General features: G+C 38.8%; 25 protein-coding genes and 1 tRNA gene. 6 read left to right on the plus strand and 20 right to left on the minus strand.

Going from position 1 to position 24,222, the window contains the following annotated elements:
* Nucleotides 1-206: 206 nt before the first annotated feature.
* The 8 genes from DXC23_RS02795 to DXC23_RS02830 form a co-directional block, all read right to left on the minus strand.
* Nucleotides 207-299: transfer RNA gene (locus tag DXC23_RS02795), tRNA-Ser, on the minus strand.
* 68 nt (nucleotides 300-367) lie between these two features.
* Nucleotides 368-1,246: a TIGR01212 family radical SAM protein gene (locus tag DXC23_RS02800; RefSeq protein WP_117704669.1), complete on the minus strand. Its 879-nt coding sequence runs from the start codon at nucleotides 1,244-1,246 to the stop codon at nucleotides 368-370.
* 334 nt (nucleotides 1,247-1,580) lie between these two features.
* Complete coding sequence (locus DXC23_RS02805) at nucleotides 1,581-2,237, minus strand: TIGR03936 family radical SAM-associated protein (RefSeq protein WP_158552410.1); 657 nt, start codon at nucleotides 2,235-2,237, stop codon at nucleotides 1,581-1,583.
* Nucleotides 2,212-4,068 carry a TIGR03960 family B12-binding radical SAM protein gene (locus tag DXC23_RS02810; RefSeq protein WP_117704671.1) on the minus strand — a complete coding sequence of 619 codons (1,857 nt, stop codon included), beginning with the start codon at nucleotides 4,066-4,068 and terminating at the stop codon, nucleotides 2,212-2,214. Before DXC23_RS02810 ends, DXC23_RS02805 begins: the two co-directional genes overlap by 26 nt.
* 13 nt (nucleotides 4,069-4,081) lie before the next feature.
* Nucleotides 4,082-4,690, minus strand: coding sequence for a site-2 protease family protein (locus tag DXC23_RS02815; RefSeq protein WP_158552411.1), 609 nt, complete (start codon nucleotides 4,688-4,690; stop codon nucleotides 4,082-4,084).
* On the minus strand, nucleotides 4,680-5,036 hold the full coding sequence (locus tag DXC23_RS02820; RefSeq protein ID WP_117704673.1) for a hypothetical protein: 357 nt from the start codon (nucleotides 5,034-5,036) through the stop codon (nucleotides 4,680-4,682). Before DXC23_RS02820 ends, DXC23_RS02815 begins: the two co-directional genes overlap by 11 nt.
* A 43-nt stretch (nucleotides 5,037-5,079) precedes the next feature.
* Nucleotides 5,080-6,432, minus strand: a complete 1,353-nt coding sequence (locus DXC23_RS02825) for an MATE family efflux transporter (protein WP_117704674.1) — start codon at nucleotides 6,430-6,432, stop codon at nucleotides 5,080-5,082.
* Nucleotides 6,433-6,456: 24 nt separating this feature from the next.
* Nucleotides 6,457-6,942 carry a VanZ family protein gene (locus DXC23_RS02830; RefSeq protein WP_117704675.1) on the minus strand — a complete coding sequence of 162 codons (486 nt, stop codon included), beginning with the start codon at nucleotides 6,940-6,942 and terminating at the stop codon, nucleotides 6,457-6,459.
* Between the two features lie 226 nt (nucleotides 6,943-7,168).
* On the opposite strand from DXC23_RS02830, the gene DXC23_RS02835 reads away from it, so the two are divergent.
* The 3 genes from DXC23_RS02835 to DXC23_RS02845 are packed head-to-tail and all read left to right on the plus strand — an operon-like array spanning nucleotide 7,169 to nucleotide 10,472.
* Entirely contained in the window at nucleotides 7,169-7,618 is a 450-nt protein-coding gene (locus DXC23_RS02835) for a small multi-drug export protein (protein ID WP_117705058.1), read from the plus strand.
* A gap of 47 nt (nucleotides 7,619-7,665) precedes the next feature.
* On the plus strand, nucleotides 7,666-8,883 hold the full coding sequence (locus DXC23_RS02840; RefSeq protein WP_158552412.1) for an aminoacetone oxidase family FAD-binding enzyme: 1,218 nt from the start codon (nucleotides 7,666-7,668) through the stop codon (nucleotides 8,881-8,883).
* A complete protein-coding gene (locus DXC23_RS02845) occupies nucleotides 8,880-10,472 on the plus strand; it encodes an FAD-dependent protein (RefSeq protein WP_117704677.1) in 1,593 nt (530 codons plus the stop codon). The genes DXC23_RS02840 and DXC23_RS02845 overlap by 4 nt, the downstream gene beginning before the upstream one ends.
* Before the next feature lie 72 nt (nucleotides 10,473-10,544).
* Here DXC23_RS02845 and DXC23_RS02850 read toward each other — a convergent pair whose 3' ends face one another.
* Complete coding sequence (locus DXC23_RS02850; RefSeq protein ID WP_158552413.1) at nucleotides 10,545-11,369, minus strand: leucine-rich repeat protein; 825 nt, start codon at nucleotides 11,367-11,369, stop codon at nucleotides 10,545-10,547.
* A 229-nt stretch (nucleotides 11,370-11,598) separates the two neighbouring features.
* Between DXC23_RS02850 and DXC23_RS02855 the strand changes: the two genes are divergently transcribed.
* Together DXC23_RS02855 and DXC23_RS12365 are read left to right on the plus strand one after the other, a co-directional pair.
* Nucleotides 11,599-12,030, plus strand: coding sequence for a MarR family transcriptional regulator (locus DXC23_RS02855; RefSeq protein ID WP_242997384.1), 432 nt, complete (start codon nucleotides 11,599-11,601; stop codon nucleotides 12,028-12,030).
* On the plus strand, nucleotides 12,031-13,326 hold the full coding sequence (locus DXC23_RS12365) for a cytidylate kinase family protein (protein WP_158552414.1): 1,296 nt from the start codon (nucleotides 12,031-12,033) through the stop codon (nucleotides 13,324-13,326).
* 47 nt (nucleotides 13,327-13,373) lie between these two features.
* On the opposite strand, the gene DXC23_RS02865 is transcribed toward DXC23_RS12365, so the two are convergent.
* The 9 genes from DXC23_RS02865 to DXC23_RS02905 form a co-directional block, all read right to left on the minus strand.
* The gene (locus DXC23_RS02865; protein ID WP_117704679.1) at nucleotides 13,374-13,868 is read right to left on the minus strand and encodes a lipocalin family protein; all 495 of its coding nucleotides are present in this window, start codon (nucleotides 13,866-13,868) and stop codon (nucleotides 13,374-13,376) included.
* Nucleotides 13,868-14,515: a hypothetical protein gene (locus DXC23_RS02870; protein ID WP_117704680.1), complete on the minus strand. Its 648-nt coding sequence runs from the start codon at nucleotides 14,513-14,515 to the stop codon at nucleotides 13,868-13,870. Before DXC23_RS02870 ends, DXC23_RS02865 begins: the two co-directional genes overlap by 1 nt.
* Nucleotides 14,505-15,497: a DUF624 domain-containing protein gene (locus tag DXC23_RS02875; protein WP_117704681.1), complete on the minus strand. Its 993-nt coding sequence runs from the start codon at nucleotides 15,495-15,497 to the stop codon at nucleotides 14,505-14,507. Before DXC23_RS02875 ends, DXC23_RS02870 begins: the two co-directional genes overlap by 11 nt.
* Before the next feature lie 18 nt (nucleotides 15,498-15,515).
* Nucleotides 15,516-16,190, minus strand: a complete 675-nt coding sequence (locus DXC23_RS02880) for a stage II sporulation protein M (protein WP_158552415.1) — start codon at nucleotides 16,188-16,190, stop codon at nucleotides 15,516-15,518.
* Between the two features lie 74 nt (nucleotides 16,191-16,264).
* A complete protein-coding gene (gene proC, locus DXC23_RS02885) occupies nucleotides 16,265-17,065 on the minus strand; it encodes a pyrroline-5-carboxylate reductase (protein ID WP_117704683.1) in 801 nt (266 codons plus the stop codon).
* Between the two features lie 47 nt (nucleotides 17,066-17,112).
* Nucleotides 17,113-19,215, minus strand: a complete 2,103-nt coding sequence (locus DXC23_RS02890; protein ID WP_117704684.1) for an SH3 domain-containing protein — start codon at nucleotides 19,213-19,215, stop codon at nucleotides 17,113-17,115.
* 13 nt (nucleotides 19,216-19,228) lie between these two features.
* Nucleotides 19,229-19,795 (minus strand): hypothetical protein, encoded by a 567-nt coding sequence (locus tag DXC23_RS02895; protein WP_117704685.1) that lies wholly within the window; start codon nucleotides 19,793-19,795, stop codon nucleotides 19,229-19,231.
* A gap of 1 nt (nucleotide 19,796) precedes the next feature.
* Nucleotides 19,797-20,414 carry a DnaJ domain-containing protein gene (locus DXC23_RS02900; protein ID WP_117704686.1) on the minus strand — a complete coding sequence of 206 codons (618 nt, stop codon included), beginning with the start codon at nucleotides 20,412-20,414 and terminating at the stop codon, nucleotides 19,797-19,799.
* Nucleotides 20,407-21,285: a DUF5685 family protein gene (locus tag DXC23_RS02905; protein WP_117704687.1), complete on the minus strand. Its 879-nt coding sequence runs from the start codon at nucleotides 21,283-21,285 to the stop codon at nucleotides 20,407-20,409. The genes DXC23_RS02900 and DXC23_RS02905 overlap by 8 nt, the downstream gene beginning before the upstream one ends.
* 174 nt (nucleotides 21,286-21,459) lie before the next feature.
* Here DXC23_RS02905 and DXC23_RS02910 point away from each other — a divergent pair, with 174 nt between their 5' ends.
* Nucleotides 21,460-22,026 (plus strand): HAD-IB family phosphatase, encoded by a 567-nt coding sequence (locus DXC23_RS02910; protein WP_117704688.1) that lies wholly within the window; start codon nucleotides 21,460-21,462, stop codon nucleotides 22,024-22,026.
* 50 nt (nucleotides 22,027-22,076) lie between these two features.
* Here the strand turns inward: DXC23_RS02910 and DXC23_RS02915 are convergent, their stop codons facing one another.
* Nucleotides 22,077-22,922 carry a hypothetical protein gene (locus tag DXC23_RS02915; RefSeq protein WP_242997385.1) on the minus strand — a complete coding sequence of 282 codons (846 nt, stop codon included), beginning with the start codon at nucleotides 22,920-22,922 and terminating at the stop codon, nucleotides 22,077-22,079.
* A 90-nt stretch (nucleotides 22,923-23,012) separates the two neighbouring features.
* A complete protein-coding gene (locus tag DXC23_RS02920; RefSeq protein WP_117704689.1) occupies nucleotides 23,013-24,212 on the minus strand; it encodes a serine hydrolase in 1,200 nt (399 codons plus the stop codon).
* Nucleotides 24,213-24,222 lie beyond the last annotated feature (10 nt).

Genomic DNA, 24,222 nt, shown 5'->3' on the forward strand with positions numbered 1-24,222 from the left:
TGCAATAATAATATTTTAAATTACTTCAAAGAATTATAATTTTATAAATTTTTTATAATAAAAAATTTTTGCTGTCAATATGCATAATTTGCGTTAGTTTTGTACTTATTTATTACAACCGCACTTTTTCAGCAATATTTTTTACAATAAAGCATTATACCAAAAGAAAAAGCCTTGCCGAAATCGACAAGACTTTTTTAAAATTATGGCGGAGAGAAGGGGATTCGAACCCCTGGTACGGTGATTACCGTACACATGATTTCCAATCATGCTCCTTCGGCCAGCTCGGACATCTCTCCAAAGACAATGATTATTATATCAAATAGAAAAGTGAAAATCAAGACTTTTTTCAAATTTATTGATACTTTTACTCACTTTCTCTGATTGCCTTATTAATGTAGTTAAGCACACGCTTTTTGTCTGCGCTCCACATGGGTGCGACAAGAATATTTTTGTCGCCGTCACCTGTAAGACGATGTATTACTGTTGTTTTTGGAATAGCTTGCAGGCATTTTACAAGAATTTCGGTATATTTTTCAAGCGAAAGTACAGAAACATTACCCTTATAATATTCATCGCACAAGTCGGTACCCTTTAATATGTGCAACAGCTGTAACTTAATGCCGTCAGAACATTCGCCTGCATACCTTGCGCTTTCAACTATCATATCATCGGTTTCATTTGGCAAGCCTATAATAATGTGGGTTATTACGCTTATCCCCTCTTTGTGCAATCGCTTTACGGCATCATCATACACGCTTAAGTCATATCCACGGCGAATATAGTCTGCCGTGCTTTTATGAACAGTCTGCAATCCAAGCTCTACCCATACGGGTTTAATTTTATTGAGCCTTGACAGCAAACCGATAACTTCGTCGGGCAGGCAGTCGGGACGAGTGGCAACAGAAAGCGCCACAATTTCATCGGGCGCAATAGCCTCGGTAAAAATTTTTTCGAGATACTCAACAGGCGCATAGGTATTTGTAAACGGCTGAAAATACGCAATAAACTTTTTGCAATCGGTTTTCCTGCATATTCTCTCCTTTGCCTGCGCTATCTGCTCGGTTATACTGAGATTTCTGCTTGCGGAAAATTCGCCCGAACCTCCCCTACTGCAAAAAATACAGCCTCGGGTGTCAATTTTGCCGTCACGGTTAGGGCAAGTCATACCGCCGTCAAGTGAGATTTTATACACCTTTTCGCCAAAGGTGTTTTTTAAATATTCGTTCAGAGAATAATAATACATAACTGCTCCGTTTTCGGTAAAATGCAAAGTGACCGACTATGTCGGCCACTGCATTGGTTAAAAAAATTTAGAAGAGGAAAATCTATGAAAATGTCTTATTAGCTTTATTGTGCTTATATAATAACCCTGCTTTGTGATGATTATATGAATAGAAGTACAATAATATGTGAAACATTGTGAGTTTTATCAAAAATCAAAAGGTTGAATACAATTTGATATACTCAAGAAATTTTGCATTGATTTCATCTTCAAGTTTTTCAAATTCCTCGTCAATTCCGCCGTTAAAAATTACTTAATATGAATTTGCATTTCGTATTGTGAATGTAAACATAGCTTATCTAAATAATTCCATATCAGAATTATATAAATCCTCTCTTGTAATATCTGCGTAAAACTCCTCACCCGTTGCATTTTCCAATGATTTTATAACAAGGTTAGGGTTGGCGTTATCGGTACTGCCTGCCGAAAGTGTAATTTCAAGCTCGGTAAAGTCGGATTTCTCGGATAAAGAATATTCCTTAATGCTTTTTTTTAAATCAACGGTCTTGTATCCCGATTTCGACTTCTTTTCAAGCATAATTTCTTCGCTTTCCAAAAGCTCTTTCAGCGCAGTATAAACCTTATGCGAGTTTAATGCGTCGCTTGTGATTTTGATATTAAAGCTCGCAAATGCGATTTTGCCTGCTTTCATAATCGGCTCTGTAACGGCAAAAACTCTTATTCCCTGCGGCAGGCAGGCATTTAAGTTGTTTATTAATTCCTCATCAGAAATATCTTCTATTAATTTTATATCCATACACTCGTTTATTCCCCTAAAACCGAGTGAAAGCGGCAGTGGAAATGTAGCGAACGGGTGCGGATTAAATCCCTCTGTATGCCATATCGGCGCTTTGCTCTTATGCAATGCTCTTAACATACAGCGGTTTAAGTCAAGGTGCGATATATAACGGCACTCGTTATCCTTTTTAAACCAAACTCTTGCGTTTTTCAAAGCACACACCCTCCCCGTATTTTGCTGCACCGCAGTTATTGCACTTTAGTCGGCAATGCGGTGTTGTTGTATTTTCATATGCTTTTTTACATTCTTTAATAAGGTATTCCTTTGTTACGCCGTAATCAAGATGATCCCATGGGAATACTTCGTCAAAGGAGCGCTGACGGTTTGCATAGAAAGTCGGGTCTATGCCACATTCGTCAAAAATATCAAGCCATTTCTGCAAATCAAAGCAATCGCCCCAGCCGTCAAAATGAAAGCCTTTTTCGCAGGCAAGCTCCATAGCTTTGCATAGCTTTCTGTCGCCACGAGCAAACACCGCCTCAAGATAGCTTGTGTCGGCATCGTGGTAATTGAACTGAATTTTACGGGTGGTAATGCTCTCTTTAATATGCTGTTGTTTTGCATGAAGGGTAGGAATTGTATCCTGTCCGTGCCACTGGAACGGCGTAAACGGCTTTGGCACAAAAGATGAGGCAGAAACCGTAACTCGCACGCTCTTGCCCTTTGGCTTTGTGGGGCAATGATAATAGGTATCCACAACCGCCTGCCCGAGGTCGGCAATAGCCTTTACATCGTCCATAGTTTCTGTTGGCAAACCAATCATAAAGTACAGCTTTACGGTAGTCCAACCGCCTGCAAACGCTGTTGCGCAGGTCTGCATCAATTCATCGTGCTGAACATTTTTATTGATAACATCACGCATACGCTGACTGCCTGCCTCAGGAGCAAAGGTAAGTCCGCTCTTGCGCACTGTTTTTATCTTATTCATAATGTCATCGGTAAAGCCGTCTACACGCAATGACGGCAGAGATATGCTGACTTTTTCGTCTTTGCTCCACTCGTTCAGCTTAGTAAGCAACGGCACTATTTGTGTATAGTCGCTTGAGCTGAGCGAAGAAAGCGACACCTCGTCATAGCCTGTATTATCGCACAAGGCTCGGCACTGCTTATTGATGACTTCGGGCGATTTCTCTCGTACAGGGCGGTAGATAAAGCCTGCCTGACAGAATCGACAGCCACGAATACAGCCACGAAAAATCTCCTGCACCGCTCTGTCGTGCACAATTTCCACAAGAGGAACTACGAAATTGTTGGGATAGTAGCTTTCGTCCATTTTTTTCATAAGGCGCTTATGCACCACAGCAGGCGCACCACACTTTGGAATGTACTGCTTGATTGTGCCGTCCTCGTTGTACTGCACATCATAGAGTGACGGAACATACACACCCTCAATCTGAGCGCACTCAATCAAAAACTCTTCTCTTGATTTGCCCTCATCTCTGCACTTTCTGTAAAGCTCCATAACCTCAAGGTCTACCTCTTCACCCTCGCCGATAAAGAAAAGGTCGATAAAATCAGCGATAGGCTCAGGGTTACAGGCACATGGACCGCCTGCAACAACAATCTGCTTTAGACCTTTTCGGTCGGATGAATTAATCGGCACACCCGAAAGTTTGAGCATATTGAGCACATTTGTAAAGCTAAGCTCGTACTGCAAGGTAAAGCCAATAAAATCAAATTCAGATACGGGATCTCCGCTTTCGAGTGCATAAAGCGAAATATTGTTTTTAATCATTTCCTCTTCCATATCAATCCAGGGCGCAAAAACTCGCTCGCACCAAATGTACGGAATTGAATTAAAAAGGCTGTAAAGGATTTTCATACCGAGATGTGACATTCCCACTTCGTAGGTATCAGGAAAGCAGAAAGCAAACCTCACATCAACATCTTTTTTATTTTTTACGACTGCGTTAAGCTCTCCGCCAACATATCTGCCCGGCTTTTGAACCTTTAGCAAAAGTTTTTCTACTTCCTTGCTGACCATTGTATTACCTCCGTCAGAAATACCTGTTATTTTTTAAAATTAATGAAAGTATAATATAACCGCATACAAACAACAGCGAAAAATTATAATCGGAATTAAACAGAATTATAAAACCCAGCACTGCTATTGGAAATAGTGCGATAAAAGTTACAATATTTACTGTCTTTTCAGCCGTAGTGCTTGAAAACCTGCGGCTCAGCAAAATATACAACAGCTGCCCTCCGTCAAATGACATAACGGGGAGCAGATTTAAAAGGCATAATGATAAATTTACATAAGCAAATTTCATTAAATCTATTCCGCTATATAAGTATAGCAGAAAAATTATAATAAAACAAACAAAATTCGCAAAAGGGCCGAAAAATACTATTAAAAAATTCTGTAAATCACTTCTTTGCTGTCGGCACTCGTCATTTATTGCAATTTCAAATAAAGAAATGCTGATTTTGGTTGGTTTGCTCCCGAAAATCAGCATCATAGCCAAATGCCCCGATTCGTGAATTACAACGGCAAAACAGCACATTACAAAATCGCTGAATATATCAAGAATAATGCAAGCCGCAATAAGACAAAGCAAGGTGTAGGAAATACAGAATTTGATATTAAGTATTTTAAATTTCATCGTCAGTCGCAGTGCCGAAAATTTCGGATAACTTGTAATCATCCGGAATATCTTTTGCTATAATCGACTTGTTAAGCTCACCGTAGTACCACTGACGAGTATCGGCATAAAAATCTCCGCCGATTGTTTTTATTATAACTGCTGCCAAAGCGATTAACAGGCAAATTATCAGCTGAGCTGTAATGAGCACCTGTGAATTGTGCGATTTTTTTCGTTTTTTAGGCACAGCCTCCATTGTGCCATCACTTTCTGTTTCTGTATTGGCAGGAACGGAATATTCGGGGCAAGACGCACTCTGCCAACCGTCATCGTATGTAATTTCGTTTGTAAAATTTTCTTCTGTCAAAACAACCACCTCAATGCAAATATATGCACTGAGGTGGACAAAATTAACCTAACTTTTTAAAATCGCCTTTTACAAGGTTTATAAAGAAACCAATCGCAATTGCAAGCGAGAAAATCTCGGCAATCGGAAAAGCATACCATACAGTGTCAAGTCCCCAAATTTTTGAGAATATAAAAGCAATCGGCAAAATGAGAACGAGCTGACGGGCAAAAGACATAATAAGACTTCTGATACCCTTTCCGACAGCCTGAAACAATGTGGTAAAGATAATGCCGGCTGCAGCAGGAATAAAGCAAAGGCTTATAATTCTGAATGCCGGAACACCAATCTTCATAAGCTCATCTGTACCGCCGAACATTGAAATAAGCTGCTCCGGAATTGCCCACATTGCAATAGTTCCCAAGGTCATAATAATTACGCCGATAATAATACCACGCTTGAGTGCGGAATATACTCGCTTGCGGTTTCTTGCACCGTAGTTGTAACCGATAATCGGCATAACACCCTGATTAAGACCAAAGCAAGGCATAAATACAAAGCTCTGTAATTTATAGTATACACCAAGCACTGTTACTGATGCCTCGGATGATGCGAGAATACCGTTTAATCCGACAATCATAATCGAACCGATTGACTGCATAATAATAGACGGGAAACCAACGGCATAAATATTCTTAATGGTCTGCATACTGAATTTAAAATTTTTAAATGTAATTTTTATCATATGAGATTTTAAGAAAATTATAAGCAAGGCAAAAATCATACTGCAAAACTGTCCGAATACGGTAGCTATTGCTGCACCCATTACACCAAGTTCAGGGAACGGGCCTACACCGAAAATCAAAAGCGGGTCAAAAATAATATTGATTACGGCACCTGTAAGCTGAAACAACATTGGAAAAATCATATCGCCCGTAGCCTGCAATGTTTTTTCGATTGTAACTTCTATAATTGCAAAGAGCGAAAAGCAAAGAACTACTGTAAGGTATTGTGTGCCGTACTCAATAATATTTTCATTTGTTGTGTAAAGCATCATAAACGGTCTTGAAATCACGAGTCCGAGAATGAGAAATATTACATAGCTGAGTAAGCTGAGGAGCATACCATGAGTTGCAACCTCATTTGCCTCTTCAAAATTCTTTTCGCCAAGTCGTCTTGATACAAGCGAGTTAATGCCAACGCCTGTACCGACAGCTACGGCAATCAGCAACATTTGCAAGGGGTAAGCAAGAGAAGTTGCGTTAAGTCCCTCCTGGCTGTACTGACCGATAAAGATACTGTCTACTACATTATACATTGCCATAATTGTCATTGAAAAAATCGCCGGCAACGACATTGTAAGAATAAGTTTTGTCATAGGCATAGTGCCCATTTTGTTTTCTTTTACATTTTCCATTCGTTATTCATATCCTTTCTCTTTTTAATTCGTTATTTTTATTTTAGAAACAAAATGCTTTTTATAAATCATAAACACTGCAAGCATAATGAGCGAACCGAAGAGTACACCCGAAAAATCAAGCAGCACATCGGTAATCATTCCTGCCCTGCCCTCAACATTGAGCTGTATTGTTTCGTCACATACAGCTGTGGCAAGTCCACAAAACATTACATTAATATAGTATTTGTATGGTTTTAGTTTATCAAATGCAAATGCGCACGACATAAGCATTGCGCCTATTGCGGTGTATTCGCTGAAATGCGCAGCTTTTCTTACTATATGGTCTGTAAGGTCGGGAGTGAATCCGATAAAGGATAAAAATTTTTCCAAAAACTCAAGAACATTTCCGCTCTCCTCCTCCGAAATATCGGCAGGCATTGAAGAGTGAATAAAGGCAAATGCCACAAGTGCAAGTGTGATTATTATTAAAATTGCTTTTACTTTTTTACTGCAACTGTAAGTATCCATTTTTAGTCACCTCGTATTATTTTACACAAATCTACATAATATGTCAATCGGCTTATTAAGGAAATGAGATATTTTAAATGTGTGTTAAAAAATCAAGGAAAAGACGGTGTTTTTTAGATAAAAAACAAATTGCAATATATATGTATTTCTGTTATACTGTTAAATAGCTTTTTAAATTGAAAGGGGTATTGTTTTGTTAAACTATATCTTAGTGTTTTTGATTTCTATGGTTCCTCTCATTGAACTCAGAGGAGCTGTTCCGTTTGGTGTGGGAATGCAGCTTGATTTGTTTTGGGTGTATGTCCTCGCAATTTTAGGTAATATGCTCCCTGTACCTTTTATATACTTTTTCGCAAGAAAGGTACTTGTTTGGGGCAGTGATAAAAAATTCATAGGCAAATTCTTTAAATTCTGCCTTGAAAAGGGCGAAAAGGGCGGCAAAAAATTGCAGGCAAAGGCAGGCAAAGGCTTATTCTTCGCTTTGCTCTTGTTTGTAGGCATTCCACTTCCCGGTACAGGTGCATGGACGGGTACACTTGCCGCAAGTATGCTTGATATGGACTTTAAGTCAAGCGTTATAGCTGTTATGCTCGGCGTAATACTTGCAGGTATAATTATGGGACTCGCAAGTATGGGACTTTTTGGCGGACTGAGCGCTATATTTGCTCCAAAATAAAAATCTTACGGGCAGCAAAAGCTGCCCTATTTTTTAGGATGATAACTTTGACAAATACAATTTACGATGTAATTATTGTCGGCGCAGGCGCAAGCGGACTTGCAGCGGCAATTTCGGCAAAAAGGAAAAACAAAGATTTAAAAATCGCAATACTTGAGGCTCAGAAAAAAGCGGGTAAAAAAATTCTCGTTACAGGCAACGGCAGATGTAATCTTACAAATACAAATGTAAATAAAGATTTTTACCATGGCAGTTTTGATGTTGCCCCTGTTCTTAAACGATATTCAGCTAATAAGCTAATGGCATATTTCTCTGCACTCGGTCTTGTTTGCGATACAGAATCAAACGGGCTTGTGTATCCTCACTCAAGACAAGCAAGCGCTGTACTTGATGTGTTGTTAATGGAAATTAAAAGGCTCAATATTGAAATAATTTGCGAATGTAAAGTTGAACTTATCCGCAAAAAGAGCGGCACTTTTACTATAAAAACCAACAACGGCAACTATGTTTCTAAAAAGATTGTTATATCTTGCGGTGGCAAGGCGTTTCCAAGTGCAGGCGGTACAGGGCTCGGACTTGATGTAATTAAAAATCTCGGTCATAAAATCGCACCCGTTTCTCCTGCCCTCTGCCCCATTCAGGTTAATAGCTGTTGTATAAAAAGCCTTAAAGGAATACGAGCAAAAGCAGAGGTCACTCTTTTTGACGGCAGCAAAGCCGTAAAATCAGAGGTCGGCGAGGTTCAGTTTACCGACAGCGCACTTTCGGGAATTTGCGTGTTTAATCTTACCACCCTATTGCCAAAAGTGAAAAGCCCTCTTATTTCAGTTAATCTTGCAAAAGATTATTCCTATATAGAATTATTAAATCTACTTAACGATAGAAAAAAGCTGTTTGCAAATGAGCCGATAGAAAATTACTTTACAGGTCTGTTCCATAAAAATATTGGAATTGCCCTTTTGAAAAGCGTTACCGATAAGCCAATGACTGAAATATGCAAAAGGCTCAGCGATAAAGAAATAAGAGCGCTTGCAAATATTATACAAAATTGGAAATTTGAATGTAAACAATGCAAAGATTTTTCAAAAGCTCAGGTAATGCTCGGAGGAGTAAACGGCAGTGAAGTAAACAACTATACATTTGAAAGCAAAATTGTAAAAAATCTATTCATCTGCGGCGAGGCACTTGATATATGCGGTGACTGCGGTGGATTTAATCTGCATTTTGCTTTTGCGAGCGGAATTATAACAGGAGAAAATTTATGATAAGAATAAATAACATACACTTGCCACTTGACTACACAAGTGAAACCGTTTTAAATAAGGCGGCTAAATCAATTAATGTTGATAAAAAGTTTTTTAAGAGCTGCACAATTTTCAAACGCTCGGTTGACGCCAGAAAAAAGGACAATATATTTTTTCTTGCCACTGTTGAGGCAGAACTGATTATAAATGAAGAGAAAATCTGCAAAAAATTCAAGAATGCTGAAATTACAGAAAAATACGAATATAATGTAAATGACTTTAAAGGTACAGTAAGTCCTGTTGTTGTGGGCGCTGGCCCTGCGGGCCTTTTTGCGGCGCTCATTCTTGCGCAGAGCGGTGCTAATCCTATTCTTGTGGAGAGAGGCAGAGATGTTGACTCACGAACCGAAGATGTGCATAACTTTTGGAAAAGCGGTGTTCTTGACACAACAAGCAATGTGCAGTTTGGCGAGGGCGGCGCAGGTACTTTTTCAGACGGCAAGCTCACAACGGGCACAAAGGATACCCGTCAGCGCAAGGTGCTTATTGAATTTGTAAAGCATGGCTCTCCCGAAGAAATACTTTATAATGCAAAGCCCCACATCGGCACTGATAAATTAAGACCTACTGTAAAAAGCATACGAAATGAAATTATCCGACTTGGCGGAAAGGTAATGTTTGAAACAAAACTTGTAGGTTTTACAGAAAAAAATAATGTAATTACAGGTGCGCAGGTTGAGCATAACGGCACTGCCGAGGTAATAGAAACAAACGCAATTATTCTTGCTATCGGTCACAGCGCAAGAGATACTTTTGAAATGCTAAGCGAGAAAGCTATTCCTATTGAGGCGAAGGCTTTTTCGGTAGGTGCAAGAATTGAGCACCATAGAGAAATGATTGATAAATCACAATACGGAAAATTTGCAGGCAACAAGTCGCTCGGCGCAGCAAACTATAAAACGAATGTTCACCTTGACAACGGCAGAGGTGTTTATACATTTTGTATGTGTCCGGGCGGAAAGGTAGTAAATGCCTCGAGTGAGGAAAACCGCCTTTGCACAAACGGTATGAGCGAGTTTGCAAGAAATGAAGAAAATTCAAATGCCGCTTTACTTGTAGGAGTTACTCCTGCCGATTTTTCTTCCGACAGTCCGCTGGCAGGAATGTACTTTCAGCGAGAGCTTGAAAGCAAGGCTTTTGTGGCAGGCGGAGAAAATTACAACGCACCTGTTCAGAGAGTGTGTGACTTTCTTGACAATAATGCAAGCACCAAAATCGGTGATGTTAAGCCGACTATCGGCCCTAATTTTACCCCAACAAGCCTTGACAACTGCTTGCCGAATTTTATTACTAATTCTATGCGACAGGCGATTATTCAAATGGATAAAAAACTGCATGGCTTTGCTTACGGTGACGCAATACTTACAGGTGTAGAAACACGCAGTTCTTCCCCAATCAGAATTATGAGAAATAAAGATTTGCAAAGCGTAGCGATTGCAGGACTTTACCCTTGCGGTGAGGGCGCAGGATACGCAGGCGGTATTATTTCAGCCGCAGTAGACGGAATTAAGTGTGCCGAAAAAATTATAGAAAATTCTGTATCAGAATAAAAACAAAATTACAGCAAGCAAAAAGTGCAGTTCATACGAGCTGCACTTTTTGCTTGTAAGATATTTGAAATTTTAATTTTGAGCTGCAATATACATTTGAAGTTCAGTTGCATCAGATACTGTAAGCTGACCGTCACCGTTGAGATCGAGTGCCTCAAGTACCGCCTTGTCGCTTTCATCTATCATAGGTGTACCGTCATCATTTTTAGAACCCGAAATATGGAACTGCATATGTGTAACATCAGAAACATTTACAATGCCGTCACCGTTTGCATCGCCCTTGAGTACCTTTTTGCCATCAATAGCCACAAATTTCAGCTTGTTGCTATCGGTGTAAGAGTTTACATAGCTCTGTGCATACGAACCTTCGTAGCCATAAATTGTAATGTCTGAGTTAAGAAGGAAGAATAATCTATCGCCAATTGAGGTTACGCTCTTAGGAATAGTTACACTTTTAAGATTGTAGCACTCTGTAAAGGCATACTCTTCAATAGTTGAAACACCGTCCGGAATTACTACGCTTTCAAGGCTTGTGCAACCCCAAAAAGCACAACCCTTAATGTATGTAAGAGTTTTGGGAAGAGTGATGCTTTTCAAATTTGTTTTATTATAAAACGCACCACGAGCAAGCATAGTTACAGTTTTGCCGTCAATCTGTTCCGGAATAACTACATCGGTATCACTGCCAAGGTATTCCCAAAAAATAATTGACTTGCCATCAATGTTCTCATAGCGGTAGTCGCCGCTTGTTATAACATAATGCTCAGCATCTCTGCTCTGCGAAACCTTTGGAACATTTACTTCGGCTGCGTTTGCAGTAAAAGGTATTGCCGAAAACGCAGAAGTAAGCATTACGGCAGCAATTATGGTTGCAATAGCTTTTTTAGATTTTTTCATCTTATAACCCCTAACTAAAAATAATAATATATTCATATTATAACTGCAAAAATTCTTTGTCAATAAAAGCGATAATAATCGACTCTATTTTCATATATTACAAAAAGCAAACACAATAATTTTGTATAAAAGCGAGAATATTCGTCAAAATATTGATTTTCCGAAATCATAAGTTTATAATTAGTTAGGATTTTAACTATTAGAATTATAACTATTGAGGTGATTTATATTGGAGTCTATACACTACCTGCTTATGTCAGATCATTTTTTAGTACAAAAATCTCTGGTTACGAGTATAAAGGATTCAGAGCTTACCCCAGGCCAGCCGAAAATACTTGACTATCTGCAAAATCACAACGGCTGTGTGCAAAAAGAGATTGCAAAAGGCTGCCACATTGAGCCTGCATCCATAACTGTTATTTTAAAGGGTATGGAAAGCAAAGGCTATATTGAGCGCAAAATGTTAAACGGTGACAGGCGCTCGCTGTATGTTTTTTTGACAGAAAAGGGCAAAAAATATATTGAATACCTAAATGAAAAATTTGATAAGGTAGAAAACACTGCGCTTAAGAATTTCTCGGAAGATGAAAAACATCAATTAAATGATTTGCTTATGCGAGTTTATGAAAATATGATAGCAAATGAAAAGGAGGAAATATAAATGAATTTAAAAAATATGAAAGTGCGATTGCCTATGTACCTAATCGGCTTGTTTATAATGACAATAGGCATAGCGATTTCGGTAAAATCTAACCTTGGCGTATCGCCTGTAAGCTCTATTCCCTACACAATGACCTGCATATGGGGAATTGAAATGGGAAAAGCAACAATATTGTTTCATATTGTTTTGGTGCTTATTCAGTTAATTATTCTCAGAAAGAATTTTAAATTAATCAGTCTTTTACAAATTCCTGTCGGAGTTGTTTTTGGATATTTTACAACCTTTTGCAACTACTTGGCAAGTTTCTTTCCCGATACCGACAACTTGGTTATAAGAATCATTATGGTTCTCATAAGTGCTTGCATTGTAGCAATCGGTATTTTTCTGTATCTGCCTGCCGATGTTATTCCGCTTGCAGGTGAAGGAGTAATGAGTGCGGTTTCACAGGTTACAAAAATAGAATTTTCAAAGGTAAAGATTGCTTTTGATATTACTATGGTTATTGTTTCGGGCGTATCTTGTCTTATTTTCATTCATGGTCTTGGCAGTGTTGGCATAGGAACAGTAATTGCGGCTTTCCTTGTTGGATTTATTCTCGGCATTATAAATAAAGCATTCGGAAAATACAGAGATAGGCTCTTAGGCAAGATTGAAGTCGCAGACGATATTGCTGAGTCAGACGACAACAAACCGACATATGTAATTTCTATTTCAAGAGAATACGGCAGTGGCGGCAGAGAAATCGGAAAAATTCTTGCAGACCGACTTGGCTATAAATATTATGATACAGAGCTTATCAAGCTCGTAATGGAAAAAAGCGGTTATTCACCCGAATACATAAAAAAGAATGAGCAAACTCTCGACAAATCAATTCTTAATGACTTTTTTGAATGGTATCAGCCGAACGGTGAAGATGCAGTTCCGAATATTAACAGCTTGTTTAATAAGGAAGAAAATGTAATTAAGAGTATAGCAAAAAGCGAAAACTGCGTAATCGTTGGCAGACTTGCAAACTACATTCTCAGAAATAAAAAACATCTGTATAATGTGTTTATTACTGCCGATAAGGAGAGCGAGATTAAAAAGGTAAGCGAACGAGATAATCTTTCAAAGGAAAATGCAACCCGTCAGGTAAGGAAAGTAAATCAAGAGCGCTCGGCTCATTGCAAATACTTTACAGATACCGACTGGGGCAATGCAAAAAATTACAATCTTACTGTTAAATCAAATGACTTTGGATATGAAAAAACCGCAGAACTGATTGAAATTTTATTTAAACAAAAATTTTCATTATAACAAAAAGGGCTGTCCACTACATAAGTGTGACAGCCTTTGCTTTGCTATTATTTATTTGATGTAAAATAAACTTCGTAATCCTCATAATTAAGGGAAATAGAGTCTATTTCTTCGCCTTTTCTATGAATTTTAAAATCGGTAGTAGTTTCTCCGTCGTCAAAAATGGCTGTAATTGTATCTCCCGATACAGAATATTTACCCGAATGAGTGCCGTCCTCAGCAGTACCCGGAGTAAGCCACAACGAAAAAGTACCGTCATCTTTAAAAGACAGCGAGCCTTTATATGTAGTGTAGTTTGTGTTGTAAACCTCTGCCATTTCTACCTCGTCACCGCTTGCGTTTACGGCACTTGAAGATACCCACTCGGTATTAGAAATGTCACTTTTATTATTCTTAATTGAAAGCAAAAGTGCACACACAACTACCGCAATCAAAAGTACGGCTATTGTAGCGATAATCGCTTTTTTAGTATTTGCTTTGCGCTTAGAATTTACCACAGGATTTACATTCTTTTTCTTTTTGGATTTTTTACTTTTGCTCATTAATCTGCACTTCTAATTTTAAAATAAACATCATAGCCTACATAATCAATTTTAATCTCACTCGGAACATTTCCGTTATACGAAATAATCTCCGCCGATTTATTCTTATCATTTGAATATGTCATATTGATAACACCGTCAGTCACTGTATAAGCACCAAAGTTATACTCAGTTTGTGTAATGTTATCAGAGAAAAGTCCGTTTTTATCAAAGGTAATTCCCTCGCCGCCATAAACAGAACCGAACACCTCTTTTAGTGATGCGTCACGCTTTCCCTCATTATCAAAAGCCTTATACGGATACATCTCAGCATCAAAGTTAAGATCTTTATCCGCACTTTCAGCACCGCTTACCGCAATAGACTGTGTAGTCTGCTCGGCAGTAGTTTCTTCTGCTTTTGTTTCAGGCTGAGTAGTTTCAACTGCTGCATTCTCAGTAGCCTGCTCGGTTGTGGGCTGGGTAGAAATATTTGTAGTCTGCACCTGTTGTGTGGCAGTTGCAGTGCTGTTATTCTCGGCATTAAGCTCACGATTAACCGAATAAAAAGTAATACCTACAATAAGCAAAACCAACACGGCAATGATTGCAATAAAAAGCCAAAGACTGATTGTAATTTTATGCGTTTTTTCAGCGTGTTTAGCTTTCATCAGACTTTCCCTCTGCTTTCTCTCTTTTCATCTTTATAATTACACTTCTCTTAACCATTTTTCCGTTATAGAAAATATACTCGTCACCGTCTTTGTTTTCTTCAATGTCAAGGTCAAGAAATTCATCATTAATATGATTTTCCTCTTCCTCGTCATCAATAAACTGTCCCTTACGGCGATTATCCATTTTCTTATCAATCTTCTTAGAACGCTTTTCCTTTTCTGTCATAAGATTATACATACCGGGATATACCGAGGCATTAATTACATAAGAAACAATCGTAGGCACAAAAAACGCCATTAGGATTGCCGTTGTTATGATAAGAGCTATACTGCTGTTTGCATTGCCGACAAAAAGAAGTATTGTAGCGCATAAAAGTGCGACCACAAAAAGTCCGAAGGTGGCGATTATATTGTGCTTAAACTCACCAAATGACATAAGCGCACTGTTTTTATAGATATTTTTAAGCGACAGTTCAAAGGTTACCGTCATTGACGGCACATAGTAAAAAATAAAAAGAAAGGCTACCGTAATAATTATTGAAATAATCAAGCAAACATAAAGCATTACCAAAAAGAAAGAATCCATATTCGGATTAGAAATCATAGCACTGTAAAGCCTTATAGAAAAATAGCTGAAAATTACAGCAAAATATGTAACCACACCATGGAACAAAAATCTTTTCCAGTTGCTTTTTACACCCTCAACAAATGTAGGAAATACCTCAAGTTCCTCTTGCCCTCTTGCAAGTCGAGAAGTAACAAGCGTTACACCTGCAAAAAACGGTGAAATAGGAATTATTGCAAGTAATAAAATGAAATATCCGTTTAACTTGAGCGCACTGTCAAGAAAATAAAAAGCCACGGTGAAAACCGCAAGCGGCACTGCAAAAATAAGATTGGTAAGAACGATTCTGCCAAAATTAGAAAATAGGTTGCTGAAAAAATCAGCCAAAGCAAACTTTGCTTTTTTACCTGCCATTGTTCGACCTCCAAAGGATTAAAAATTAAAATTCCCCGCAAAAACTCCCCATAACGCAGCGTCAAGGACGGCAGAAAGAAAAGCAAGTATCAAACAGCTTACTCCTCTTGAAAGAAAGTCTGAAATATACCTGTGCGAAGACCCACCGCCGTTTTTATCTGCAATAATCTGGAAAAAGATTTTTCCGGACGAATAAAAAGCGGCAGCAGCAAACAATATAAGTGCCAGACAAAACAAAAATGTGCCGGGAAGTAATACAAAAAGATAAAAGACTATTCCCTTAACAGAATGCACCGAAAATAAATATCCGGCTGTTATTCCCGTACCAAATCCTCTTAAAAGTACAACAAAAGGCATAACAGGTATTCCCCAAGGGGTTAATCCAAGTAAAAATATTGAAAACAAAAATACAAAGTCTGACGCAAAGCAGGCGCAAAATGTACTTATAACATTTTGTGTAAGCCTTGCATCAAGGTTTGTAAAAAACAAAAAATCAAGCGAACTGAGCATTTGACTGTCAGTTGAAATCGCATAAACAGTACCGCAGGCAAGTCCGACTATCAGCACAAAAATAAAAGCTGCATATACCCCATATCTTTTTATGTAATATTTAATATCCTGCGCCGAAAATGAAAACCTGCTGTTGTGTATTAAATCTGTTTTTCTTTTAAGTGAAAATATAAAGCCTTTCACAAAACATTCCTCCATATAATTATCCTAAATAAAAATATGCAGAATGTTTTGCGTGTATGCTCATTATTTAACGCTTATTTGCCAAGCTCCTCTGCTCGCTTTGTGCAGGCAGCCATACCTTTTTTAACGGCATCATAAAAGCCGAGGCTCTCAAGGCAGTCAAGAGCCGCTATTGTAGTGCCGCCCTTAGAGCTAACCTTTTTAATAAGTGTATCGGCGCTGTCGCCACTCTCTTTGAGCATTTTAGCCGAGCCCTCAAGTGTAGCGCAAATAAGGTTCATAGCCTTGTCATAATCTATGCCGCACTCCTGAGCATAATCAGCCATAGCCTTTGCGAAAAGATAAATATAAGCCGGACTGCTGCCGTTTACAGATATAATCTCGTTCATATGCTCCTCTGTAATGTATTCACATACACCGCTGCCTGCAAACATATTATAAACTATCTGCTTATCTTCCTCAGAGATATTGTCTGACGGGCAAAGAGCCGAGGCGCCCTTGCCGAGCAACAACGGAGTGTTTGGCATAACTCTGACAACAGGGCATTTGCAATCAAGAAGAGTCTGAACATAAGCGATAGAAATACCTGCCGCAATAGAAACAAAAACTTTATTCTCTGTAACCTCAGGTTTTAACACCTCAAGCACCTCAGGATAATTCTGTGGCTTAACTGCAAGTACGGTAATGTCGCTTGCAAGCATTACATCGACCGCAGATTTTTTGATATTAATACCTTTTTTGCTCATAATATCACATTTGTCTTTATCAAGGTCAAATACATTGATAAAATCCGCTTTGCCGTCATTTTGTCCCATAAGGCTGCCGATAATGGCTGTTGCCATATTTCCTGCACCTATAAAACCGATTTTCTTCATTACAATACTCCCTTTCATTATATCATTGCGAAAAAATCCGAAATGATTTATAAACCAAAGCTCGGGTTACTTACACAAGTATAACTAAAGCCATATTTGTTTTCGTAGCCGTCCCTTATGTAGTCACCGTAAAAGAACACCTCTGCCTCGTCAACTCTGCGGTACAACAATCCCTCATAGCATCCGCCTGCGGCATGATGATATGCAAAAAAGTTTCTCGCAAAAGCCGACTTACTTACATTATCAAGGCTTCGGCTTGCCGATACAACCGACGCATAATCGGAATATATGTACCCGACAGTACCGTCTGTAAGTCTTATTTTATACCAATTACCGTTATACAGATTTCCGTCTGCAAATGTAAAGCTTGTGCCGTAAGACATAACGGTTACAACCGAGTATGAAGTTGACGCACCGCTCCTAAGATTTACGCCGTCGCCGCTTACATAACCCTGCACATCTGCGGCAGGACTTTGTGAAGGCAAAGCCGTTGTGTTAAGCAAAACATCAGATAAGTCGCTGTCATTATCTATTGCATATGCTCCTACATTATATGTAAAGCACACAAGTGCGTCAAATTGCTGTTGATTGCATTTTACATTATTTGTAAGCAAAAATCTGTTTACTCTTGTTGTGTAGCCGCCGCTGTTCACCGTCTGACAAAGGTAGGCATATGCCTCTGTTCTTGTAAGATTATTATAGAACTGTTCGCCTGACCATACCACCTTGCCATAACCCAAGGTTGCGTCACCTGTGATATAATCGGGAGTTACATTTGGTAAAAATCCCTCATAGTTTGCAATAAGAGAAATTATATCATCACTTGCTCTGCGTTCGCCGAGTACCGCAGTGGTAGTATCGGTAGATGAGGTAACAAATACCTCACCATCTGCGTCATCCTCTACCGTTTTATAAGAATTTTCATTCTCGGCAAGAGAGTAAGCTGTGTAGCTCCACTTGCCCGATGAGTTAAGAACTACTCCTGCCGACCATATATAGTGATTTCCCTCTTTTTGAATGGAATCTGCATGAAGTGTATAGCTTTTTGTGCCGTTTGTAATAATAAAGTACAAACCTCGTTTTGTATTATCAGTAATGGCATTCAGCGTAACAAGGCTGTTCAGCGGAGCTGAATTAGGAGATGCGTAAACAAAACGGACAGGCGCAGTTTTAGTTACCGTTACTATGCAAGTACCAGCACCGTCGCTTGTTTCTGCCGAAATTACGGCAACACCTTCATTTTTTGCATAGACAATGCCGTCATCAACAGTGGCTACATTTGGATTAGAGGTTTTCCAATCAACATATGAATCTGTGGTAAGGAAAACTGACTTATCTTTGTTTATGCTAACGGTTGAATCTGAAATACCTACATAACTGCCGCTTGAAACCGTTACATAGCATGACTCAGAAACACCGCCATATCTTGCGGTAATAACTGCCGAACCTGTGGCATTTGCATACAAAAGTCCGTCTGATGTAACCGACACAACGCTTGAATTTGACGAAGAATAGCTTACGCTGTTTGCGCCGTTTACATACAAGCTGCTGTAATTGCCACGATACATGGTAAGACTTGTTTTAGAAAGTCCTTTTCTTTGCGGCTCGTCACTCTTAATTGTTACATAATCGGCATAAACATAGCCTTTTATGCCGCCGTCAAGCTCAACATAATACCAGTCGCCGCTCTTTGAAATTGCCGTCAAAGCAGTGCCGTAGTCAAGAGTAGTAATAACAGAATAACCCGTACCTGCTCCCGACCTCATATTTACATCGCTTGCATTTATGTAGCCACTGCCAATAACCTTATCGTTTTGGCTTTCCTTTACAGAGGCGTACTCATAGTAAATATAGCCTTTTGTGCCATCGGTAAGGGTTATTTTGTACCACTCGCCGTTGTAAAGTGTTGCGTCATCAAAGGTAAACTCCGTATTGTACGGCATTACAGTCACAACGGCATAGCTTGTGCCTGCACCCGAACGAAGATTTACACCGTCATCGTTTACATAGCCTTGTGCTCCGCTTGTAACGCTTGCACTTACGGTTTGAACCGAATCGTTAATCTCAGCCGCATTTACAGGCAACGAAAAAAGCAGTAAAACAGCAATAAGAAAAGGAATTATTAATTTTTTGGCACTTGCTTTTTTCATAAAATTACCTCTGTCATTTTCTGTATTTAGGTTTAATAAGTTTGTTTCTCAAAATAACTATGTAGTATGTTACGAGCTTTGTTGCCGCAAGGTCGTAAATTATAAAGAATACATTACCTGCAAGCAAAAACAGCCACGGAACATACATACCGGCTATTGTATATTCCTCCATAGGTACAGCCAATAAAAATGCCGCTATAAAAAACGCACCGATTACAGCCGCGTTAAACACAAGATATTTTAAGACATACTGCGTGATTTTGTTTTTAATTTTTCCCTCTATTGCTCCTTTTATTATCGGATAATAGCCGAAAAACATTATATAATAAACCACTGCCTCCTTGTCACCCGCAAGGAAAAGCGACAGTAGAGAAACGCATAAATACGCTCCCCATGCCCAGCTGTGACCTGCCTCAATTACAACAACCATCAGCACAATGCCTGCCATACATGGAAATGCAAATGTGCCGAGCGGCACTAAAGATGTTAGCATCATCAGTACAAGTGAAAACGCACAAAGCACCCCGGAAATTGTAACCTTAAAGGTTGTTTTTAAAGGACTTGAAGATGATTTTTTCATATCAGCAACCCATTCTGCAACAGTTGCAAAGGCAATTAGTAAGACAGTTTATGCACAAACAGGTTGTGCAGGCATCACACATTGCACCTTCGCTCGTATTTGGAGTGCCCTGAGTATAGCCGCCGTAATTATAGCCCCTTTGACTGTTCATATTGTTGAGTGCGGCACGATACTCCTGATTATTAGGGTTCATATTTACAGCCTGTGTAAAATAAGAGTATGCCTGATTTGCCCAACCCTTGCGATATGCGCACATTCCCTTGAGATAGTGCCATTCGGCATCACGATACTGCTGTTCTGTATTGTCGAGAATTTGCTCAGCCTCGCTTATCATATTGCGCTGAATATAAATTCTTACTCCATGAAATCTTGTAGACTGATTAGAATATCCGCCTGCATAATTAGACGAAGAGCCTGTACCTCTGCCCTTTTGTCTTAACTGATTTATAGTATCATACGCCTCATTGATTTCCTTCATTTTCTGCTCGGCAACATCTGCAAGCGGACTGTCCGCATAATTGTCGGGATGATATTTTTTAGCTAACTTTCTGTAAGCCGCTTTTATTTCTTCATCGCTGGCATTTTCAGATACACCGAGTATCTCATAAGGATTATTCATCTTTACTTCCTTTCTTTGGCTCGTTTTTTGAGTTTGTTTTGCTTGTTATTTTATTCTGAATTTTCGGGAAACCTCTGAGCATCATATTGTCGAGTATTCCCTTAAATGGTTTTATATCAAGTAAAATATAAGCATCATATGCCCGAGCAAGGCATTGATTTAATGTAAAAGTAATTGTGTTGCTGTCGGCTGCCGAATTATCTTGCATTATAAAAGGGTTAAAGCCAGAAGATTTTAAATCTTTTTCTATATCGTCAGCCGCATCTATGAGATAAATCCACCTGCCTATATTGTAGCCGAATTCATACAAAACTCTGCTTTCGGTTTCATCTTTACCGTCATGTGCAAGAATTTTACCGAGCATTTGAGCGGTAGGGTCTGCCGAAATATCAACAGATGAATTACTGTCCTGCTCTATAATTGCCTGCTTGTCCATCATTTCAGCAACATATTCGTCAATCCATGGGTATAGTTTCTTGGCTTTTTTACGCTGATGAGAGAAAAACGGCTTTATCAATCTTGAAAAAAACGACTTAAAAAATCCGCTGTCATTTATATCGTCAATCAGCTTATAGTAAACGGTTATAATCGAAAAAGCCGACGCTTTCGAGAAATCATCGCTGTTACTGCAAGCAAAATTACAGCTTTTTAAAGGATTGCAGGTACACCTGCCCTTTTTAAAGCCGCCGCATGAGGAATGTAAGGACATTAAAAGCATTGCATAAAAAGTGCAGTCGTAGCTGAGAGTAAGACGAGTTAAAAATGAATAATCCTTACCCATTTGCTTGCACAATCCGCAATAAATAGCTTTGTATGTTTCAAATTCCTTTACAAGAAGTTCCTCTTTTTCAATCTGCAAATAACCGAACACTATATTACTCCCATATTATTACTCACAATATACTATACTATATTTTAAGGTAAAAAGCAACAGTAAGTATGCTGAAAATAAGTGATTATTAGGTGAACAAGGGTATTGCAAAACATTTGAATTGATTATAAAATATAAGTATTTGACAAACAAGAATTGTTATGGGGATTATTTATGAATGTTTATGACTTTGACAAAACGATATATGACGGCGATTCAACCGCTGATTTTTACATTTTTTCTCTTAAAAGGCACAAAAAAATACTTTTGCTTGCGCCATCGCTTTTCTGTGCTTTTTGTAAATTTTATGTTTTTAAAATTGGCACAAAAACTCAGTTTAAAGAAAAAATGTATAGATTTTTAAAATACTGTGATATTGAAAAGGATATAAAGGATTTTTGGAGTATTAATCTCGGCAAAATCAAGCCTTTTTACAAAAATCAGCAAAAGGAAGATGATGTTATTATATCCGCCTCGCCCGAATTTTTACTTGCTCCTGCCTGCAAAGAGCTTGGTATTAAATATCTTATGGCATCTGTGGTTGATAAAAATACAGGTACATACAGCGGAATTAACTGCCATGGCGAGGAAAAGGTAAGACGATACCGAGAAGTGTTTAAAAGCAAGCCGATAGATGAATTTTATTCTGACAGTTACAGTGATACTCCGCTCGCCAAAATTGCGGATAAGGCTTTTATTGTTAAGGAGAACAAATTATCCGAATGGGATTTTACAAAATAATTTACACAAACGAAAAGACAGACAGTGTGTACTGCCTGCCTTTTTGTTTATCAGCCGTTGCAACTGCACTCAAAATTACATTTTTCTCTTTCCTCTGCCCTTGCGTTAGGCGGGAAAAATGAATCATTCGGAAAGTCTACCCTATTAAATACTTCGCATGGGTCGTCGCTTTCAGGCTTACATTCCTTGCGAGGAATACAGAAATCATATGACGGAATCATTAACTGCACATTTCTCTCAAGCTGTGTAATTGTAAATATACCGATTGTTGCTCTTACGCCTGCATCTCCCGTAACGGCGAAATCATCACCAAAGTATGTTATTACACATTCGGGTATCGGAGCGCATGGAAGCGGAGGAACACAATCCTTTCTGAGCCTTGCGGAAAGTGCCATTGGCTCGGAAATCTGAACGGTGGCTTTTGGCATAATCTCTGAGCAAGCACACGCTGTCGGAGGCTGTGAGCAAACTATACAGCTGTCACTTGAAAAGCTCTTTGAATTTGATTCACTGCCATAGAGAACAGATCTTTTACCGTAAATTGCAAGTCCGTTTACCTTTGACGGAATGGTTGAGCCGCAGGTATAAGCCTCAAGCATTATATCAAAATAGAATGTAACATCAACAGCATAACAGCCTCGATGAAATGCAACCGACTCGACATTTACATCGGCGGTAATAACGCTTGCTTTACAGATTTTTACTGATGAGGCGTTGTTGATAATGCACTGATTGCAAGGAGTAAAAAAAACATCAAGATTACTAAGGCAATCCTTAGAGCCGCAGCTGTCATAAATACGGCTTGCGTTTATACATACCGCATCTGTGCATTTGTTTTCGGCAGACGGTTCACTGCCCGACTGCCTCGGAACTGTGCCGTATGATACATCTGGCATAAAATAACCTCCATAATAAGTATTAACAGGCTTACGCTCTGTAACAATACATTTTATGAAGGTTACGCTTAATTGTGAATATTCAGTTGATTATTTTAAATATGGCTGTAAAATTTCGTCAAGTTTTTGATTTATGTTTTTAGGGTTTGACAGTGTGTAATTTGAAAAGGTAATAAACACCTTGCTTTGGTCTTGTGCAAACAAGAATTTTGCATTAAACCTGTAAAATGATGTTTCATTGTAATAATTTCCGTATTCATCAACATACAAACCGTAAGCAAAACCTGACTTATAAGGTGTAAACATTTCTTCTCTGGACTCGGCAGTTAAAAACTGTGTATCGGTAAGTGCATCTGTCCATTTAAGCATATCATTAAGATTGGAAATCAACCCCATTGATGAATAAGCAACACCCGGATATAAATTCCACTCGTCATCATAAATATCTTGATAGCCTGTTGCGAGTTGATCTGTTTTTTCAAAAGTGGTAGAGGTCATAGAAAGCGGTTCAAAAATATTTTCCTTTAAAAAATCTTCATAGCTTTTACCGCTTGTCTTTTCGATTATGTCGCCGAGAATAAAGTAATCGGAATTTGAATACTTAAACTCATCTATTTTCTCTTTGTCTACATCCTGCGAAAAAATCCACTTCATTATAACCGAGTGATTTTCTTTAGCAGATTTATCATCTGCCACATCGTAAAGTGATGAATTTGCCCTGATACTTTCGTTTGATTTACCAAGATAGTCGGGCAAGCCCGTGGTCATAGTAAGCAGATTGCGGATAGTAATATCAGAACCGTACTTATAATCGGAATAATATTTATCAAGTGTATCTGAAGTGCTGAGTTTGCCCTGCTCCTGCAAAAGCATAATGGCGGCGGCTGTAAACTGCTTTGTAAGAGAACCGACATAATAATTTGTATTGAGTGAGTTATCGGTATGTGAGCCCTTGTCGGCATAGCCGTTATTGCCTATATATTCAAAGTCATTGCCTATTTTATAATAAACAGTGCCTCTGAATTTATTTTTTACAAGCGCATTATCAAACTGCGCCATAACAGTATCGCTATCTTGCTTAAGCTTTGCATAATTAAATACAGGATTGGTAGGCACTTCGTCAGCAGTGGCGGAAGCAGTAGTAAGTATCTGTGTAGACGCACCTGTGGAGTTTGTTGTCTGCGGTGCTGTTGTGTCGGTGGTCTGCGAATCTGTGCCGCAGCCTGTAAAAGCTACGGCTGAATATGCCGCCATAGCCACACACATAAAAGATTTTGCTAAAGCTTTCAAAAAAATCACC

The organism is Eubacterium sp. OM08-24, assembly GCF_003438075.1.
In the GTDB taxonomy this organism is placed as follows: Bacteria; Bacillota; Clostridia; order Oscillospirales; family Acutalibacteraceae; genus Ruminococcoides.

Coding starts and splice junctions, on each gene's coding strand:
- DXC23_RS02815 (WP_158552411.1), bottom strand. CDS start 4,690: ATGAAATTTAAAATACTTAATATCAAATTCTGTATTTCCTACACCTTG.
- DXC23_RS02910 (WP_117704688.1), top strand. CDS start 21,460: ATGAATGTTTATGACTTTGACAAAACGATATATGACGGCGATTCAACC.
- DXC23_RS02915 (WP_242997385.1), bottom strand. CDS start 22,922: ATGCCAGATGTATCATACGGCACAGTTCCGAGGCAGTCGGGCAGTGAA.
- DXC23_RS02870 (WP_117704680.1), bottom strand. CDS start 14,515: ATGAAAGCTAAACACGCTGAAAAAACGCATAAAATTACAATCAGTCTT.
- DXC23_RS02890 (WP_117704684.1), bottom strand. CDS start 19,215: ATGAAAAAAGCAAGTGCCAAAAAATTAATAATTCCTTTTCTTATTGCT.
- DXC23_RS02850 (WP_158552413.1), bottom strand. CDS start 11,369: ATGAAAAAATCTAAAAAAGCTATTGCAACCATAATTGCTGCCGTAATG.
- DXC23_RS02895 (WP_117704685.1), bottom strand. CDS start 19,795: ATGAAAAAATCATCTTCAAGTCCTTTAAAAACAACCTTTAAGGTTACA.
- proC (WP_117704683.1), bottom strand. CDS start 17,065: ATGAAGAAAATCGGTTTTATAGGTGCAGGAAATATGGCAACAGCCATT.
- DXC23_RS02865 (WP_117704679.1), bottom strand. CDS start 13,868: ATGAGCAAAAGTAAAAAATCCAAAAAGAAAAAGAATGTAAATCCTGTG.
- DXC23_RS02825 (WP_117704674.1), bottom strand. CDS start 6,432: ATGGAAAATGTAAAAGAAAACAAAATGGGCACTATGCCTATGACAAAA.
- DXC23_RS02800 (WP_117704669.1), bottom strand. CDS start 1,246: ATGTATTATTATTCTCTGAACGAATATTTAAAAAACACCTTTGGCGAA.
- DXC23_RS02835 (WP_117705058.1), top strand. CDS start 7,169: ATGGTTCCTCTCATTGAACTCAGAGGAGCTGTTCCGTTTGGTGTGGGA.
- DXC23_RS02845 (WP_117704677.1), top strand. CDS start 8,880: ATGATAAGAATAAATAACATACACTTGCCACTTGACTACACAAGTGAA.
- DXC23_RS02830 (WP_117704675.1), bottom strand. CDS start 6,942: ATGGATACTTACAGTTGCAGTAAAAAAGTAAAAGCAATTTTAATAATA.
- DXC23_RS02900 (WP_117704686.1), bottom strand. CDS start 20,414: ATGAATAATCCTTATGAGATACTCGGTGTATCTGAAAATGCCAGCGAT.
- DXC23_RS02810 (WP_117704671.1), bottom strand. CDS start 4,068: ATGGTCAGCAAGGAAGTAGAAAAACTTTTGCTAAAGGTTCAAAAGCCG.
- DXC23_RS12365 (WP_158552414.1), top strand. CDS start 12,031: ATGAATTTAAAAAATATGAAAGTGCGATTGCCTATGTACCTAATCGGC.
- DXC23_RS02875 (WP_117704681.1), bottom strand. CDS start 15,497: ATGGCAGGTAAAAAAGCAAAGTTTGCTTTGGCTGATTTTTTCAGCAAC.